This is a genomic window from Faecalimonas sp. LCP19S3_D12, assembly GCF_052121495.1.
GTDB lineage: Bacteria > Bacillota > Clostridia > Lachnospirales > Lachnospiraceae > Faecalimonas.
Window position 1 is genome coordinate 78158 of record NZ_JBQKED010000005.1, and the last position, 16467, is coordinate 94624.

Consider the following 16467-nt stretch of genomic DNA (forward strand, 5'->3'; position numbering starts at 1 on the left):
CAATGATTCAGGTTGACAGTCTAAGTAAGTCATATGGTAAGAAAATGGCACTTGATCACATAACCGCTTCCATTCACGATGAACACATTTTCGGTCTGCTTGGGACAAATGGCGCGGGCAAAAGTACCTTTTTAAAAATATTAAGCGGTATTCTAAAGCCTGATTCCGGAACTGTCATCATCGATGACCATCCTGTATTTGAAAACGAACTTACAAAAGCAGATATTTGTTTTTTATCCGATAATCCATATTTTTTCCCAAATGCGACTCCTCATACTATGGCGCATTACTACAGCCTTGCTTACTCACAATTTGATACGATCCGTTTTGAAGAGCTTGCCAGACAATTCCATATAGATATTCAGGAAAAAATCAGCGATTTTTCAAAAGGAATGAAAAAACAAGTCTCTATTTTGCTCGGCATCTGTGCAAACACAAAATATCTTTTCTGTGACGAGACGTTCGACGGTTTAGACCCTGTTGTTCGCCAGTCTGTAAAAGGTATTTTTGCAGCTGAACTTTTAAATAGAAATTTCACGCCGGTCATCTCCTCACACAATCTGAGAGAACTGGAAGATATCTGTGATCATATCGGACTTTTACACAAAGGCGGAATACTTTTATCTCAAGATTTAGAAGACTTGAAATTCCATGTACACCGCCTGCAGTGCGTGATTGAAGATCCTGTCGCAGAAGAAGAACTTCTCAGACAGTTAGAAATTCTGCACCGCGAAAAACGTGGTTCACTGACTACCATCGTTGCACGCGGAACTCGTGAGGAAATTTTAGAAAGGGTCAATACAAAATCGCCTCTTTTTGCTGAGGTATTACCCCTTTCATTAGAAGAAATCTTTATTAGCGAAACGGAGGCTGCCGGATATGACATCAAAAATTTCATGTATTAAATTTATAAAAGAAGATTTGCGCCAAAGGACTTGGCTGATTGCAATTCTTTCCACCGTAACATTTTTATTTCAGCCTCTGATGCTTATTATCGGGATCAATGAAAAGAAAAATTGGATAAACACTGTTTCTCCGGGCTTTACCATGAAAGATTTTAAATTTTGGTTATTTAATTTCATGGGATTTAATAATAACGCTGTTGTCTTTTGTGTGATTTTATTTGCAATCCTTTGTGGGGTGTCTGGTTTCTATTATCTGCATTCCAAAGAAAAACTAAATCTTATACACAGTTTGCCAATCCGACGTGAGAGACTATTTTTTATCCAATTTGTAAGTGGATTTCTTATTTTTCTGATTCCATTTACGCTAAATCTGTTAGTCAGCATGCTAAGTATTTCCTTTCAGGGATACATGTCCTTAGAATTATTAAAAGTAAGTTTTGCTGCATTTGGAATACATGTTTTGTTTTTCTTATTCTTATATACACTTACCGTTTTTTCTATGATTATGACAGGGAAATTATTGATTGGACTCATTGTCACACTTAGCCTTTTTTCATACGGAACTCTTATTATTGCACTTTTCCGATTATTGGCGATACGCTTTTTCTCTACATATTTTTTGAAAGTTGACGCTTATTGGTTTAGTTGGTTCAAATCACTTTATATAACAACTGATGGAAGCGACGGGCTTTCTTCTCCTTTGTTAGCGTATATTTCCACGTTAAACCAAATGTCTAACCAGACAGTTCCGTACAAGTTAATTCTTTTTTCAGTGATTGGAACAGTCGTATTTTTACTGCTTGGGATTTTTTTGTATCGATTGCGCCCTACAGAAACTGCTGGGAAGCCAATCGCTTTCCCAAAAGCAGAATCTGTACTGAAAATATTATTGAGCATTCCGCTTGGAATCTGCGCTGCATTTTATCTTGATAGTTTAGCGAATCAAGCTTCCAACAATATCGTAATTTTTATACTTGCTATATTATGCACATTTATTTTTGCAATTGTAATTGAATTTATTTATACAATGGACTTAAAACATTTATTTGCCAAAAAGGGGGCTTTATTGCTTTCTGTGAGTCTTGCATTCGGAATCACTGCAATCTACAAATTTGATTTGTTCAAATATGATAACTACATTCCGAAAAAAAATGAGATCGAGAGCATCGCAATTTACATGGAAGATTTTAATACTCGTTTTAATTATCCAATTCCTACCAATGTCCAGTCAATCAAAGACTTTTTAGATTCTTCTGCACTAAAAGACTTTGATCCAGTTTATCAGCTCGCTCAAAAAGGGGCAGCCACATTTGATATGACGGACGAAACTGCTCAATATGTAAATTTGAAATACAACTTAAAAAATGGGCGAAGTGTTTACAGAATGTATCTGATTAACAAAACTGATGCGCAAAACTGTGCCAAATACCTTCTAAACAATCAACAATATAAAGAAGCATTGTTTCAGACTAATTTGTATTCTTCTTTAGACTTTCAATATGCGGAGGTAACTGATATTTACCAATCCACGAGTAAACTGAATATTTCAGCTGCTCAAATGAAGACGTTGTTGGATATTTATCAAAAAGATCTGGTCAATGCCAGCTATTTTGATTTGACCAGTCAATTTCCAAGCGGAACTATTAATTTTGCTCCGAAGAATTCGTCTGATACATACATGCGACCACTTTTTTGCAGTTTTACAAACACATATGACTATTTAAAAGAACTTGGCTATGACCTTCCAACAAAAATAGAGTTAGATAATGTGCAACGCATTGAAGCAACGAATCAAGACAATCAAAAAAATATTGTTTTCAATACTCCGGAAGACATTGCAAAGATTCTTCCAAAACTCACATGGGTTCCCTACTATTTCTATAAAAAACCGATTGAATTTATTGTAACATTTAAAAGCAGCATTTATAGTTCTTCCAATCTATTTTATCTGAACTCCGAACAAATTCCAGATTGTCTCAAAGATCTTCTTAATTAAGAGAAAAGTCTCTTACGCATCAGCCCTGATGTAAGAGAGACTTTTCTTATATCGGAATACTGTCTCTTACGCACAGTGCTCCATATCCCACCTGCGGATTCGGATACTCTGTGAATCCAGGCAGCGGTCTCGCTCCCCTTTGCATATATGCCTTTACCTTTTCTCCATATAAATACGGATCATTTTCCTTAATGATTCCCCACTCCATCATAAGCGCCGCTCCTCCGGTTACAAACGGTGTGGCAAATGATGTCCCACTGAAGCTTGCATATGTGCCACTAGTCGTCGGTGCTGTAACATTCACACCTGGCGCAACAATATCCGGCTTTGATAATCTCCCTGCCCCCCTTTGTCCGCGTCCTGAGAAATCCGCATAGGAAAAAGTAAGTGCATCGTATGCCCCCACACCAATTGTACGCGAAGCTGTGGATGGTATCGTGAGTGTTCCGGTCTCCGTCGGGAATAAAAATGCTGTTCCCGGATTCAATACATTTTCACTCGGGAGCCACATCGCATAATTTCCTGATATAATCTTTCTCGGTGTCAACACAATCTCCCAAATGCCACTGTTGATATATACCTCTTTCGGTAGAAAATCAACATAGATTTCCTGTGCAGTGCTGTATGGACTTGGTTCTCCATAATAGAGCAAAAGTTCTGTATTTCCCACAGAAAACCGCTGTGTTCCAAGCACTTCCTGAATCGGTCCTATTCTTTCCCCAGACGGTGATACAAAAGAAATATCCATGATGTCATAGTAAGCTTTCCAAATTTGAAGATTTAGCGCGGGTTCCTGCTCCTGCACTGCAAGCTGGATAACCGTTTCTTCATTTTCCCTGACAATTCCAGCTGTGTGCCCTGCACTTCTTCCTTCATTTCCCGTTCCAATACAAATCACACTCTTCCATATATTCGCAATATCCTCTATAAATCGTTCTAGTAAGCTCGTTCCGTCATGAGAACCATATGTATTTCCAAAGCTGATATTAATTGCCACCGGCTGTTTATAAAAAAGTGCTTTTCGTACTACGTAATCTATCGCCTGCATTAGTTCTGTTGTGCGAGGGAATCCTTCTTCCCTCGGATTTCCAAGTTTCACCACAAGAAGTTCACTCTGTGTCGCAACTCCCCGATAAATTCTCCCTCTGCTTCCTCTTCCATTTCCAGCTGCAATTCCTGCTACTGATGTCCCATGACCTGATACATCCACGCTCGGCACAATTTGCATACGCATCGGCACTATCGGCTGCTTTATTGCTTCATCGATCTGTTCTCTCGTAAATTCTGTCCCTATCAAATATCCTTCCGGTGGATTTCCCATGATTGTCTGATCCCAAAGATTACGTATTCTTGTCGTTCCGTCGTCATTGCGAAAATCCGGATTTGTATAATCGATTCCTGAGTCGATAATTGCAACAAGAACCCCTGAACCAAACAATGAAAATGGAGGGTTCTGCACTGGTGGCACACAGGATACTCTTCTCCCGTTTGCTGCCTGAAAAAATAATCGTTTCGGCTTTTCGACATATTCAATCTGTGGAAAATCAGCCAAACGTTCTACCAAGCTCTCTGGTACTGTTAAAATTGCAAATTCATTGCTCAATTCAACCACCTGAATTCCTATTTCCCGCAGTTCATTCAATGTCCCCGAATATTTCACTATCAGTTGCCATTCCCTGTCATCTATGCTATATCCAACATCTAATTCCAGCGATTTTTCCCGTTCTCGTCTTGTAGCATTCAATGCCAGATTTAACAAATTCTCTATTTTTTGGTCTGCCATATTTTCACCTCCCATACTAACATATTCATTCCGATAATTTATTTGTAAAATTTTTTTTCATATGCTAATATTACATCAGTATTATGATAAAAGAGGAGTATCCATTATGAATAAAAAAGAAGTATTAGAACTTAGAAAGCAGTTCAAACCCGAAGACTGCTCTATCACCCGAATCTGCGGCTGCTATGTAGATGGGGAAAAAGAAATTAAATCACAGACGAAAGATGCCTTTTTGTCCCTTCCGGAAGAAGAAATTTTCAAATATCTCAATATCTTTAAACAGACACTTTCCGGAACAATCGGAAAAAATCTGCTGAACATGGAATTTCCACTGGAACAAGAACTCTCCGGCGGAACACAGGAATTTCTTTTGCAGCTTCGCGACAGTAAACTGCAAGATGATATGCTCATCGAAGAATTTTATCAAAAGATTATTGAAAATTACAATTATGGAGAGAATTACTACATTATTCTCATCCACGTTGCCTATGACATTCCAGGAAAATCTACTGATGGAACTGAGATGTTCGATGCTTCAGATGAAGTTTTTGAATATGTGCTTTGCAGTATCTGTCCGGTTCACCTTTCCAAAGAAGGACTTTGCTACAATCCTGAGACGAACCATGTCGAAAACCGGATTCGTGACTGGATTGTCGAACCACCGGTAAAAGGATTCTTATTCCCTGTATTCAATGACAGAAGCACTGATATTCATGGAGTATTGTACTACTCAAAAAAGCCAGAAGATTTACAACCTGAATTTATCGAAAACGCTCTCGGATGTACCTTCCCAATGTCAGCAGGCAGTCAAAAAGATACCTTCCATGCCGTTGTGATGAATACACTTGGCGAAGAGTGCGATTATACGGTTGTTAAAAATATTCATGATAACTTAAATGAGATTATCGAAGAGACCAAAGATGCTCCGGAAGTGCCTGTACTTACGAAACCCGAAGTAAAACGCCTCCTTGCAAAAAGCGGTGTTGCAGATGAAAAAATTGAAATATTTGATAATAATTTTGACACCATAGCAGGCGAAAAAGCATCTTTTCTGGCAACGAATATTGCTGAGACCAGAAAATTCAGTATTGAAACACCTGATGTTTCCATCAAAGTCAATCCAGACCGCACCGATCTTGTGGAGACAAAAATGATCGATGGAAAACAATGCCTCGTCATTGAAATCAACGATCAGGTAGAAGTCAACGGTGTTCCTGTCCGCACTTTGCCAATTGGCACAGTAGAATAAGTATTCTCCCGATAAGCCTTAACGCTTATCGGGATACTGTCATTATTCACATTCCATCAGATATGGTGCAAGGCTTACAGGAATAAAATAACCTCTTTCATGTCTGCATACGGGACATACTCCCGGTACTTTCAATCCACTATGAATATGCCCACAATTTAAGCACATCCATTTTTCACCTTCTTGACACTCAAAATATGCTCCTGTCTTTAACAGTTCCGCCAGTTTTCCGAATCTGTCTCCATGAATCTTCTCTATTTTCGCAATCTGATAAAAAGCGGATGCAACTTCCATAAATCCTTCTTCTTTTGCCACGTCACCAAAAGACTGATACACATCATCCGCCTCTTCATATTCATTGTGCTGTGCCGCATAAAGTAGTTCTTCAGTCGAATCCTGCTTATCAACCGGATATCCACCACAGATTTCAATCGTTTCTCCTGCCATCTCTTTTAACAATTCATAAAATCGCTCTGCATGAGCCCGCTCCTGTTCTGCCGTAAATAAAAATATTTGACTCACCGCATACAAGCCCTCTTTTCTTGCTTCCTCTGCCGCAAAAGTATAACGATTTCTTGCCTGACTTTCTCCTGCAAATGCTTTCATCAAGTTTTCTTTTGTTTTACTGTTCTTTAACTGAGACGCCATCCTTTCCACTTCCTTTCCTTGAAAAGTATATCCAAAATTGCTTCACTTATCCGAGAATCAATTAAAACCTATAATCTGATTTGCAACTGTATATGCCATAGAGGATATCTTTCTTCCTGATTTTCCCGGCAAGTTAATAGTCTCTCCCAAAATGCCATGTCTTATCTTCCAATATACTCGATGGTCTTTCTTTTTCAGATATTCCCACAGTTCTTTCTTTTTATCAAGATTTTCCTGACTCTTAGATCGAATACATATAATAGAGGAAACCGTCATCATAATCGCCAAATAATTTGTCATATAATTCCGAAGCTTTTTATTTGGAATTTTTCTTAGAGAATACATATCAATCATTGTTTTGGTAACAAATATCTGCTGGTCAATGCGCTTGATCATGTTTTTCTCATTTACCGACTGATCCTCCCGCCCAATGAAATAACGATAAAAATTCACATCCAGATAATAGAATGTTTTCACATGCGGCAACGGATAATAAACATAAATATTATCTACATAAAAAGTGTGTTTTGGCAGCTCCAGCTTACACATCTTCAAAAGCTCCGTCCGATAAATGACTGAATGCATCAAAATATATTGAGCGAGACGGAAATGTCCCATCTCTTTCCATGTGATAATTCGATCTTGCGGCATCACATTCCGGTAATGAATCACCTTCTTATGTTTTGCTCCTACTTTTTCATACACATAATTGGAGACAAGCATATCAATTAACGTCTGCTTTTCAACCAGTTCGTGTAATACACTTAAAATCTTTTCCAATGCCCCTTCATCTACCCAGTCATCGCTGTCCACTACTTTAAAATAAAGTCCGGTAGCATGCTTCAATCCTGTATTTACCGCATCTCCATGTCCTCCGTTTTCTTTATCGATTGCTTTTACAATCGTCGGATACTTTCTTTCATACTGTTTTGCAATCTCTGATGTTCCATCCATCGATCCATCATTTACAATAATAATCTCTACATCTTCGCCGCCTTTTAAAATCGACTCTATTGCATGTTCCATATAGCTTTCTGAATTATAGCAGGGAATCGCAAATGATATATACTTCATGATTCAATCCTCCCAATCTTTTACGTTCTTAATAGTATAATTCATTTTGGGCAATTTTCCAACACATATATTGTAAATTCCACGAATTTCCGTTATAGTAAATATAGATTACATAAATGGAGGAATTGCAAATGAAAAATATGATCGTCGGTCAGTCTGGAGGCCCTACTGCAGTGATAAATGGAAGTCTGTATGGTGTTGTATCCGAAGGCTTCAAACATCCGGAAGCGATAGAACATGTATATGGTATGATAAATGGAATCGAAGGTTTTCTAAACAATCAGATTATGGACATACACCCATTACTGAAAAACGGAGATTTAGAACTCATCCGAACTACTCCTGGTTCTTACCTTGGGTCTTGCCGCTACAAGCTGCCTGAAGATTTAAATGATCCCGTATATCCTGAACTATTTCAAAAATTTGAAGACTACAATATCGGTTATTTCTTTTATATTGGTGGAAATGACTCTATGGATACTGTCAGCAAGCTTTCTCGCTACGCAGCCAAGATTCAAAGTCCGATTCGTGTAATCGGTGTTCCTAAAACAATTGACAATGATTTGGTTGAGACTGATCACACACCTGGATTTGGCAGCGCCGCAAAATTTGTCGCGACTACAGTACGAGAAATCGCTATTGATGCATCTGTATACGACAATAAAAAATCTGTAACAATTGTAGAAATCATGGGACGTCATGCCGGATGGCTGACTGCTGCAAGTGCTCTTGCAAGAAAATTTGAGGGAGATAATCCGGTGCTTATCTATCTTCCAGAAGTTGCATTTAATCAGGAAGAATTTCTCGAAAAAGTGAAAAAAGCTTTAGAGACAACCCCTAATCTTGTTGTATGTGTTTCCGAGGGAATCAATGATGGAAATGGTACTTTTATCTGTGAATTTGCAAGCGACGTGGGTGTTGATACCTTTGGTCATAAGATGCTTACAGGCTCCGGAAAATACCTGGAGAATCTCATAAAAGAAAAGCTTGGTGTAAAAGTGCGTTCCGTAGAGCTGAATGTGAGTCAGCGCTGCTCTTCTTCCTGCCTTTCTAAGACAGATTTAGATGAAGCGGATCACTCCGGTGCTTTTGCCGTAAATGCAGCATTGAATGGGGAGACAGGAAAGATGATCTCTTTTGTGAGGGCGAACACTTCCCCTTATGAACTTTCTTTTTCTACTGCGGATGTCAATATCATCTGTAATCAGGAAAAAGCTGTTCCTCTCTCTTGGATCACCAAAGATGGTTCCGATGTAACTGATGAGTTTATTCGTTATGCAGCCCCATTAATTCAAGGCTCTGTAGATGTTCCAACCGAAAATGGACTTCCGCTCTTTGCATTCCGTAAATAGTAGAAAGATGTTTCGTTCATAATTTGTTCATTTATCTTTCAAAATTACTTTACTTATTTAACATTGTTTCTTCACTTTTCTAGAATATACTAACAGTATCAAAAGAAAAGAACTTAACAATTATCTAAAGTATTAACATACTATTTGAATAAACTTTTTCATAATACGTGCCGGGAATTGCGAAAGCAGTTACCCGGCATCCTCCCTGTTTTGGGAGGTTTTTTTATATCTGATTCCAATCACCGAAATTCCTATTATAACAAGAATCCACATCAGGGCCTCATAACTTTTTTGTCTCTTCTCTGTTGTTCTCTCTTCTAATATTTCCTTTTCAGGTTGTATCAAATTTTGAAAAAATGACTTTTCTCCTTCTATCTCAAATGTGACTTTTTTCTCTGACTGATTCCCTGCCAGATCTCTGGCAAATACCAAGACTTCATAACTTCCACTTTTCTCAAATATATGCGAAAACTTTCTCTCATTCTCTCCTATTTGTTGTTTCTTTTCATTAATAAAGACCGCATCTAAAAAATCATGTTCCTCTCCCAGGACAATCTCCAGTTCCTTCTCCTCTTTTGAGCAATCGATTTGAATTTCCGGAGGTGTATGATCTATGAAGAATCCTACTTCCATACTCGATGTATTTCCCACCAAATCTTCCGCAATCAATTCCAATGAATGCTTTCCTTCGCGCGTATATTTTTTGTTTTGCTCACAAATTCTTCCATCCATGTTAATCCGATAAGTATATGTGGTAAAATCCTCTACAATTTCAGAAATGTCATATTTCCATTCAAAAAATGGCACATATTTTCCCTCTAATTCTTCTATTTTATGTATCAGCGGATTCTCTTTATCCATAATAATCTGCATCTCTTTTTCACTTCTGTTCCCCGCCTGATCAACGGCTTCCAGATAAACTTTATACTTTCCACTCTCCGTCAGATTCTCTTTCGCAAAATATTGTGCTCCGTCCTTTTCCCAACTTTCTATTCTTTTTTGTATCCTATTCCCATTGGCATCATTCCAGATAATCGTACCACCCACAGATACTATTCTTTGATTATCAATTGCTTTACATGTAAGCATTTTATCATTGGCTGCTATACAATAATCTTCTGCTCCCTCTAAAATCAGCTGCGGATTCTCATTATCAAATAAAATCTTTTCTCGTTTCTTTGTGTAATTCCCCGCCCAATCGCTTACCTCTACCACAATTTCAGACAGTTTATCAACAGAGATTGTTACATTCTCTGTCTCTTTTTCTCCACACTCATACTCTCTATTTTGCACAACCTTATTATTTACTGAACAAATTACCTGTTTGATGCCTGATGCAACTCCATGTTCACTTATGTCAATCTGAATCAGACATGGTTTGTTATACCATTTTTCTAACCCTTCTGACGCTCTGATTAAAATTTCCGGTATTTCATCTTCACAAATAATTTTTGAGGACTTGGTTACTTCTCCCTTGTTTCCAGCTCCGTCTATCGCATATGCAGAAAGATTCCCTTCAAATCCAACCGGAATCACAACACTTACGCAATTTCCTTCTAAAAACTGATACTCTTCCTCATTTATTTGATAATAAATTCCCTGAATCCCTGAAGTATCATCCGAAGCAGTCATTTCCACTGTTATCTCCTCATTTGAAATAATCTGTTCTTCACCATCATGTTTCGAATATTGAAAAGAAATTGGGTCTGCCGGTGCCTCCTTATCGATCTTGATTTCCCGTTTCTGCTCGGTGCCTTCCACCATTTTTCCCTCCTTGTTTTCCATCCATACAATCAGATGATAGTTTCCCTTCTCAAATAAACTCTCCTCCAGCACGATTTTTTCTTTCGCTTTCTCCAATTCCCCAGTCAACTCTTTCCCATCCGGGAAACTCAGCTGAAACTTTGTAATGCATTCCTGATCTAAATGTTCAATTTCTACTTTGACTGATTTTGTGTAATATCCTTTTTCCCCATTTGGCTCTTCACAATAAATCTGATACATCTGCACCTTTTCTTCAGCCCGCGAGCCAAGCACATTTAATAAAAATATCATACCTAAAACAATTAAAATTTTCCCTATTTTTCTACCCATATAACCTCTCCTTCAATCTTTATTCCACATTCTTCCTGCAGTTTTCGAAACATTTCCTCCTCAGCTAATTCCGGACATTCCTTCAATATTTTTCTTATACTTTCCTCACACATCTCTTTTGTTGTCTCGTTATCCTTACACTGTATCTGTATCAATTGAAGACGAAGCTCTTTTGATTTGGGATTTGCCGCTATCCCCTCTTCACACAGCCGCAACGCCTCTTGTTCATCGATATCTTGTGCAATTCTTACCATAGAACGATAGAGTTCTTCTGTTTGATTCCATTGACTTACCTTCCTATACTGTTCTAATGCCAACTCTTCCTTTCCTGTTTTTTCATATGCTTCCGCCAATACGGTCCGAACTTCATTTTCTATCCTTTGATCCACATCATTTTCTTTCCATTTTTCATATGTCGATAATATCTTTTCCCCCAATCGGATTCTCGCTTCCAGTGAGGCCGTACCTTCTATCTTTGCCCACACACGAAAAAGCATTCTATTTTCTGCCAACTCGCCTTTCTGACCTTCTTCTATCTCTGATAATACAGACTCCATCTCCTCCTCACTTTTTTGACTCTCTCCAAGCATATAGGCCGACAGTTCCTTATAGTTTTCCGCAGCCTCTATCTCATCTTCTGCACATTCAAACATTTGCATACTCTTCCTATAGTCCTCCATCTCTAAAAAATAAGTTCTGCCAATCTCCAAGAAATCTACCTTTTTCTGGTCAATAATCGCTTCTGGTCTCTTTTCCTCCATTTCATCACTTAGAAACATACTCGCACCGCCACCCAAAAGCACAATTATTCCAACTATAATCCATTTTATTTTTTTGTTTTTATTCGTTTTTTTATATTTTAATTGTGGAAAATCAAAAAGAATTTCAGAAATTTTTTGATATTGTTGTTTTACGTTGTCTGACAGACATTTTGAAATGATTTTTTTCAACTTACTCTCTTCATGCTTTGTAAGCTTTGGCTCTATGATTGCTTTTGCCAAAATAAACTGCATCGTTTTTCCAATTGAATACATTGCCTCATAGGAATTTCCCTTTTTTAAAAATCCATCCCGAATTTCTCCTCTTCCCATTTGATTCACGATATGCTGATTTCCTTTTGCATTGAGATCCAACAACATCAACTCCCCACTTTTCTTAATAATCATGCAAAACGGAGTGATATAGCGATACGGCTTTGCATCTCTGACATCTTGTAAATATCCAAGCTGTTTGATCATCTGACATAAGTAGGAAAATAGCTGCTCTTTTGCTATCATTCCATGCTTCTCCAGATATTCAGGTAACATTGTTCCTAAAACACAGTCCGTAATAATATGGCAAGAAGCATTCTGCTGAATCAAACGGATCACCTCGTATTCTCTTTCCAAATGCACTCCTCCTCTTCTATTCAATTTTTATTCATGGAACTCGGAGCCTCGACTAAACTCCTTAGAAATCTATAGAACTTTTAGAATATGCATCTATACTAGCCCACTTTCTGTCAAAAAGCAAGCATTTTTTGAAAATAAAAGCAGAACAGAAATACCACTCCTTCTGTTCCGCCCTTCTTACCTAAAATGGTCTATACAAATGCCTTGGAATACCATCTACCATAACAGGAGATACATCCCCTTGAATCAACGGTTTTACATAAGTAATAAACTCCTCTGTAACATATGTTCCCTCTTGGTTTACCCAATTTCTTGGAACTAATTTCTCTCCGTTCGCTATTTTATGTACATCTTTTACTTCCGTTCCACTTTGATATGGATCATCTGAAAATCGCTCAATGACAACCATTTTCCCTGAATCTCCTTCATCGGCTGCTTTTACAGCCGCTCCACCTACCTGATATGCTTCCAAAATATCCACACGGGATGCAAGGTGAGATGCTGCTCTTTGCAATGTACTCAACTCAATCGCACGTGTCTTACAACCTACCTCGCCCGCAACAAAATTTGCCAAATAGCTTGCTGTTCCTGTCAGTTGTTTATGTCCAAATGCATCTACAAAATCAACACCTGTTCCAAGCTCACATACATAACGCCCATCCTCAAGCTTGATTCCCTCAGAAACCGCTACTACAACAGACATCTTCTTTTCCATCAGTTTTTTTATTTTTGTACTAAATTTTTCAAGATCAAATGCTAACTCTGGAAGATAGATTAAATCAGGTCCCGGACAATCCTCTCCCTTTGCAAGTGCCGCTGCCCCTGTAAGCCATCCTGCATTTCTTCCCATAATCTCAACTATGGTAACAACACCTTTTTCATATTCTAAGCAAAATCCGTCTCTTATGATTTCTTTTACAGAAGTTCCAATATATTTTGCCGCACTCCCATATCCAGGTGTATGATCCGTCAAAGCAAGATCATTATCAATTGTCTTTGGACATCCGACAAATCTCGTTGGCTGCCCAGTTACAATTGCGTAATCCGACAATTTTTTAATAGTGTCCATTGAATCATTTCCTCCAATATAGATAAACGCTTCAATTTCCAATTTGTTGAGTATTTCAAAAATTTTCTCATAAACATCTCTGTTTTCATGAATTTCTGGAAGCTTATAACGACACGACCCCAAATATGCTGCCGGAGTCCGTTTGAGCAGCTCCACATCCAGCTCATTTGTGATATGCTCTGATAAATCAATGTACCGCTCCTTTAAAAGTCCCTGAATCCCATGAAGCATTCCATAGACTTTTTTTGCACCACGATCTTTTGCAGTTCGATACACTCCCGCTAAACTTGAATTGATTGCTGCGGTAGGTCCACCCGATTGTCCTACAATTACATTTCCCTTCATATTCCTTTACCTCCATATTGAGATTACCATGTTATCTTTATTTTAGGGTGTTTTGAACTATTTGTAAAGAAATATAATTATATTTTTGTATATTTTAGACAATTACATCAACCAAACATCTTGGTTTGTAGTAGAAACAGATATTGCTCCTGCAGATAATGCCGCCATAACATCTTCCTTGTCCATCACCAAACCACCTGCGATAACCGGAATATTCCCCATCTTACATATTTTCTTTATGATTTTAGGCATGACCCCTGGCAAAATCTCTATAAAATCAGCTTTTACCAGATGGCATTGTTTGCTTATATTTTCAAATGCCATAGAATCAATGATAAAAAAGCGTAATATGGTATATAACCCCAATTCCTTTGCCCTCTTAACCAACAATGGCTTTGTAGAAATAATTCCATTTGCCTCTGTATGCTTTTTTATAAAATCCACTGCAATCTCTTTCGAGCCAAGTCCACTGATCAAATCAATATGAACCATCGCTATTTTCCCTTTTTCCCTCACTTTTCTCACAATCTCATCAATATTGCATACATCTCCAAAAAGAATAAAAACAACTCTGATCTCCTCAATCCTACAGCATTTTTCTAATCCTTCAAAATCTTTCACCGCCGCAATAACAGGGCTTTCCTCCATCGCATCATAAAATTGCTGATTCATAAATCATCCTCCAAGTCTACTCTAATATTTTTTCTGCCTCTTCTGATGTCAGATATTTATATTTTATCATCTTTTCTAATACTTGTCTCTGTCTTTGTGCTGCGAGATCCGGATTAGCAGTCAGCGCATACACTGACGGTGCATTCGGGATTCCGGCAAGCAAGGTACTCTCATATTCTGTCATCTCTCCCGGTTCTTTCCCAAAATATCCCATACTTGCATCTCTTACACAATAATAATTATTACCAAAATAAATAGAATTCACATACAATTCCAATATGTCTTTTTTACTATATTCTTTTTCCAATGCAACTGCCATGAAAACTTCCGCAACTTTTCTCTCTACTTTCTTTTCCTGAGTAAAATAAAGATTTTTGGCAAGCTGCTGTGTAATCGTACTTCCTCCCTCCACAAATGACATTGCTCTAATATCATTATACGCGGCTCTCAAAGTAGCTAATACATCCACTCCCCAATGCTCATAAAATCGATGATCCTCCACGGAAATAATAGCCTCAAGATATATCTCGGGTAATTCTTCTATTTTTGTATAATTCTCTTTCGCTCTTATTTCATTCACCTTATCCTCGATACTCACTTCTTCTATAGCATTTTTATACATATTGTAGCCTTTGTAAATAAAAATGCCACTTACGCATACAATCATTATAAAAGCTACAGCAAGCAGTCCTTTTATAATTTTTCCTATTACTTTCATCTTTCGTCCTCCTCGTATGTTACTACTATAACATACAAATGAAAATATAGTTTTGCGATATTCTTAAATTCTTCTTATTATGTATGTACTTTCAGCTATATTTCAGAAATTTTCTCAAATACAAAAATAGTGCAAACTCTTTAAGTTAAAGAATTTGCACTTTCTCAAGGCTTAACGCCGAAGCGTGGGTGAGAAGATTCGAACTCCCGACCTTTTGGTCCGTAGCCAAACGCTCTATCCAGCTGAGCTACACCCACACAATGCCGCAAACCGGAATCGAACCGGTACGGGAGTATAAGTCCCGCAGGATTTTAAGTCCTGTGCGTCTGCCTGTTCCGCCACTGCGGCATTCTACCTAATAGAAATTAGGCAATGGGACCAACAGGGCTCGAACCTGTGACCCCCTGCTTGTAAGGCAGGTGCTCTCCCAGCTGAGCTATGATCCCATAAAATATTAAATTATATGTATCGCTTTGATACAAGCGACCCGGAAGGGACTCGAACCCTCGACCTCCGCCGTGACAGGGCGGCGCTCTAACCAACTGAGCCACCGGGCCAAAATACATTTTTAAAAAGTGGACCTTCAGGGACTCGAACCCAGGACCGATCGGTTATGAGCCGATTGCTCTAACCAACTGAGCTAAAGGTCCAAATCTTTTTTGTCTTATAACCTAAAGACCGCTTATTTTGCATAAGCAAAAGCCGATGATCGGACTCGAACCGATAACCTGCTGATTACAAATCAGCTGCTCTGCCAATTGAGCCACATCGGCATATGATAAATAAGTGACTCCTACGGGAATCGAACCCGTGTTACCGCCGTGAAAGGGCGATGTCTTAACCGCTTGACCAAGGAGCCAAAAACTCCCCCTGTTGGACTCGAACCAACGACAACTCGGTTAACAGCCGAGTGCTCTACCGACTGAGCTAAGGAGGATTATTTTTAGGTACTTTCATATACCTTCAAAATCACATACAATCCACTTTGATAAGTCTCTCTTCATCCTTCTTCCTATCACCTGTTTGGTTATGCCCTCGACCGATTAGTAACAGTCAGCTGCATACATTACTGCACTTCCACCTCTGTCCTATCTACCTTGTCGTCTTCAAGGGGTCTTACTAACTTGACGTTATGGGATATCTCATCTTGAGGGGGGCTTCACGCTTAGAT

Annotated in this window: 12 protein-coding genes, 8 tRNA genes and 1 rRNA gene; 4 read left to right on the top strand and 17 right to left on the bottom strand. The window is 38.4% G+C overall.

Annotated features, from left to right (window positions below; genetic code table 11):
* The first annotated feature begins 2 nt into the window (after positions 1–2).
* Both ACTQXY_RS02745 and ACTQXY_RS02750 read left to right on the top strand, forming a co-directional pair.
* Complete coding sequence (locus tag ACTQXY_RS02745; protein ID WP_373206977.1) at positions 3–905, top strand: ABC transporter ATP-binding protein; 903 nt, start codon at positions 3–5, stop codon at positions 903–905.
* On the top strand, positions 880–2901 hold the full coding sequence (locus ACTQXY_RS02750) for a DUF6449 domain-containing protein (protein WP_441658181.1): 2022 nt from the start codon (positions 880–882) through the stop codon (positions 2899–2901). Before ACTQXY_RS02745 ends, ACTQXY_RS02750 begins: the two co-directional genes overlap by 26 nt.
* Positions 2902–2947: 46 nt before the next feature.
* Here ACTQXY_RS02750 and ACTQXY_RS02755 read toward each other — a convergent pair whose 3' ends face one another.
* Complete coding sequence (locus ACTQXY_RS02755) at positions 2948–4684, bottom strand: S8 family serine peptidase (RefSeq protein WP_441658182.1); 1737 nt, start codon at positions 4682–4684, stop codon at positions 2948–2950.
* Positions 4685–4790: 106 nt separating this feature from the next.
* Here ACTQXY_RS02755 and ACTQXY_RS02760 point away from each other — a divergent pair, with 106 nt between their 5' ends.
* On the top strand, positions 4791–5933 hold the full coding sequence (locus tag ACTQXY_RS02760) for a DUF4317 family protein (RefSeq protein ID WP_441658183.1): 1143 nt from the start codon (positions 4791–4793) through the stop codon (positions 5931–5933).
* A gap of 42 nt (positions 5934–5975) precedes the next feature.
* On the opposite strand, the gene rbr is transcribed toward ACTQXY_RS02760, so the two are convergent.
* Complete coding sequence (gene rbr, locus ACTQXY_RS02765) at positions 5976–6581, bottom strand: rubrerythrin (protein WP_004614768.1); 606 nt, start codon at positions 6579–6581, stop codon at positions 5976–5978.
* A 57-nt stretch (positions 6582–6638) separates the two neighbouring features.
* The gene (locus ACTQXY_RS02770; RefSeq protein WP_022250496.1) at positions 6639–7655 is read right to left on the bottom strand and encodes a glycosyltransferase family 2 protein; all 1017 of its coding nucleotides are present in this window, start codon (positions 7653–7655) and stop codon (positions 6639–6641) included.
* 131 nt (positions 7656–7786) lie between these two features.
* Between ACTQXY_RS02770 and ACTQXY_RS02775 the strand changes: the two genes are divergently transcribed.
* Complete coding sequence (locus ACTQXY_RS02775) at positions 7787–9007, top strand: diphosphate--fructose-6-phosphate 1-phosphotransferase (protein ID WP_441658184.1); 1221 nt, start codon at positions 7787–7789, stop codon at positions 9005–9007.
* A 189-nt stretch (positions 9008–9196) separates the two neighbouring features.
* Here the strand turns inward: ACTQXY_RS02775 and ACTQXY_RS02780 are convergent, their stop codons facing one another.
* From ACTQXY_RS02780 to ACTQXY_RS02845, 14 genes are all read right to left on the bottom strand, one after another.
* Positions 9197–11101: a hypothetical protein gene (locus tag ACTQXY_RS02780; RefSeq protein WP_441658185.1), complete on the bottom strand. Its 1905-nt coding sequence runs from the start codon at positions 11099–11101 to the stop codon at positions 9197–9199.
* A complete protein-coding gene (locus tag ACTQXY_RS02785) occupies positions 11086–12489 on the bottom strand; it encodes a tetratricopeptide repeat protein (RefSeq protein ID WP_441658186.1) in 1404 nt (467 codons plus the stop codon). Before ACTQXY_RS02785 ends, ACTQXY_RS02780 begins: the two co-directional genes overlap by 16 nt.
* A 184-nt stretch (positions 12490–12673) precedes the next feature.
* A complete protein-coding gene (locus ACTQXY_RS02790; protein WP_004614773.1) occupies positions 12674–13906 on the bottom strand; it encodes a 6-phosphofructokinase in 1233 nt (410 codons plus the stop codon).
* Between the two features lie 102 nt (positions 13907–14008).
* Positions 14009–14578 (bottom strand): glycerol-3-phosphate responsive antiterminator, encoded by a 570-nt coding sequence (locus ACTQXY_RS02795; RefSeq protein WP_004614774.1) that lies wholly within the window; start codon positions 14576–14578, stop codon positions 14009–14011.
* Positions 14579–14594: 16 nt separating this feature from the next.
* Positions 14595–15296, bottom strand: coding sequence for a transglycosylase domain-containing protein (locus ACTQXY_RS02800; RefSeq protein WP_441658187.1), 702 nt, complete (start codon positions 15294–15296; stop codon positions 14595–14597).
* Between the two features lie 183 nt (positions 15297–15479).
* Positions 15480–15553 (bottom strand) — tRNA-Arg (locus ACTQXY_RS02805).
* A 4-nt stretch (positions 15554–15557) separates the two neighbouring features.
* Positions 15558–15644: transfer RNA gene (locus ACTQXY_RS02810), tRNA-Leu, on the bottom strand.
* 25 nt (positions 15645–15669) lie between these two features.
* Positions 15670–15742 (bottom strand) — tRNA-Val (locus ACTQXY_RS02815).
* Positions 15743–15779: 37 nt separating this feature from the next.
* A tRNA-Asp gene (locus ACTQXY_RS02820) sits at positions 15780–15853 on the bottom strand.
* A 19-nt stretch (positions 15854–15872) separates the two neighbouring features.
* A tRNA-Ile gene (locus ACTQXY_RS02825) sits at positions 15873–15946 on the bottom strand.
* A gap of 50 nt (positions 15947–15996) precedes the next feature.
* A tRNA-Thr gene (locus ACTQXY_RS02830) sits at positions 15997–16069 on the bottom strand.
* A 14-nt stretch (positions 16070–16083) separates the two neighbouring features.
* Positions 16084–16155 (bottom strand) — tRNA-Glu (locus tag ACTQXY_RS02835).
* Positions 16156–16160: 5 nt separating this feature from the next.
* Positions 16161–16233: transfer RNA gene (locus tag ACTQXY_RS02840), tRNA-Asn, on the bottom strand.
* A gap of 86 nt (positions 16234–16319) precedes the next feature.
* Positions 16320–16467, bottom strand: a 23S ribosomal RNA gene (locus ACTQXY_RS02845); the annotation flags it as partial.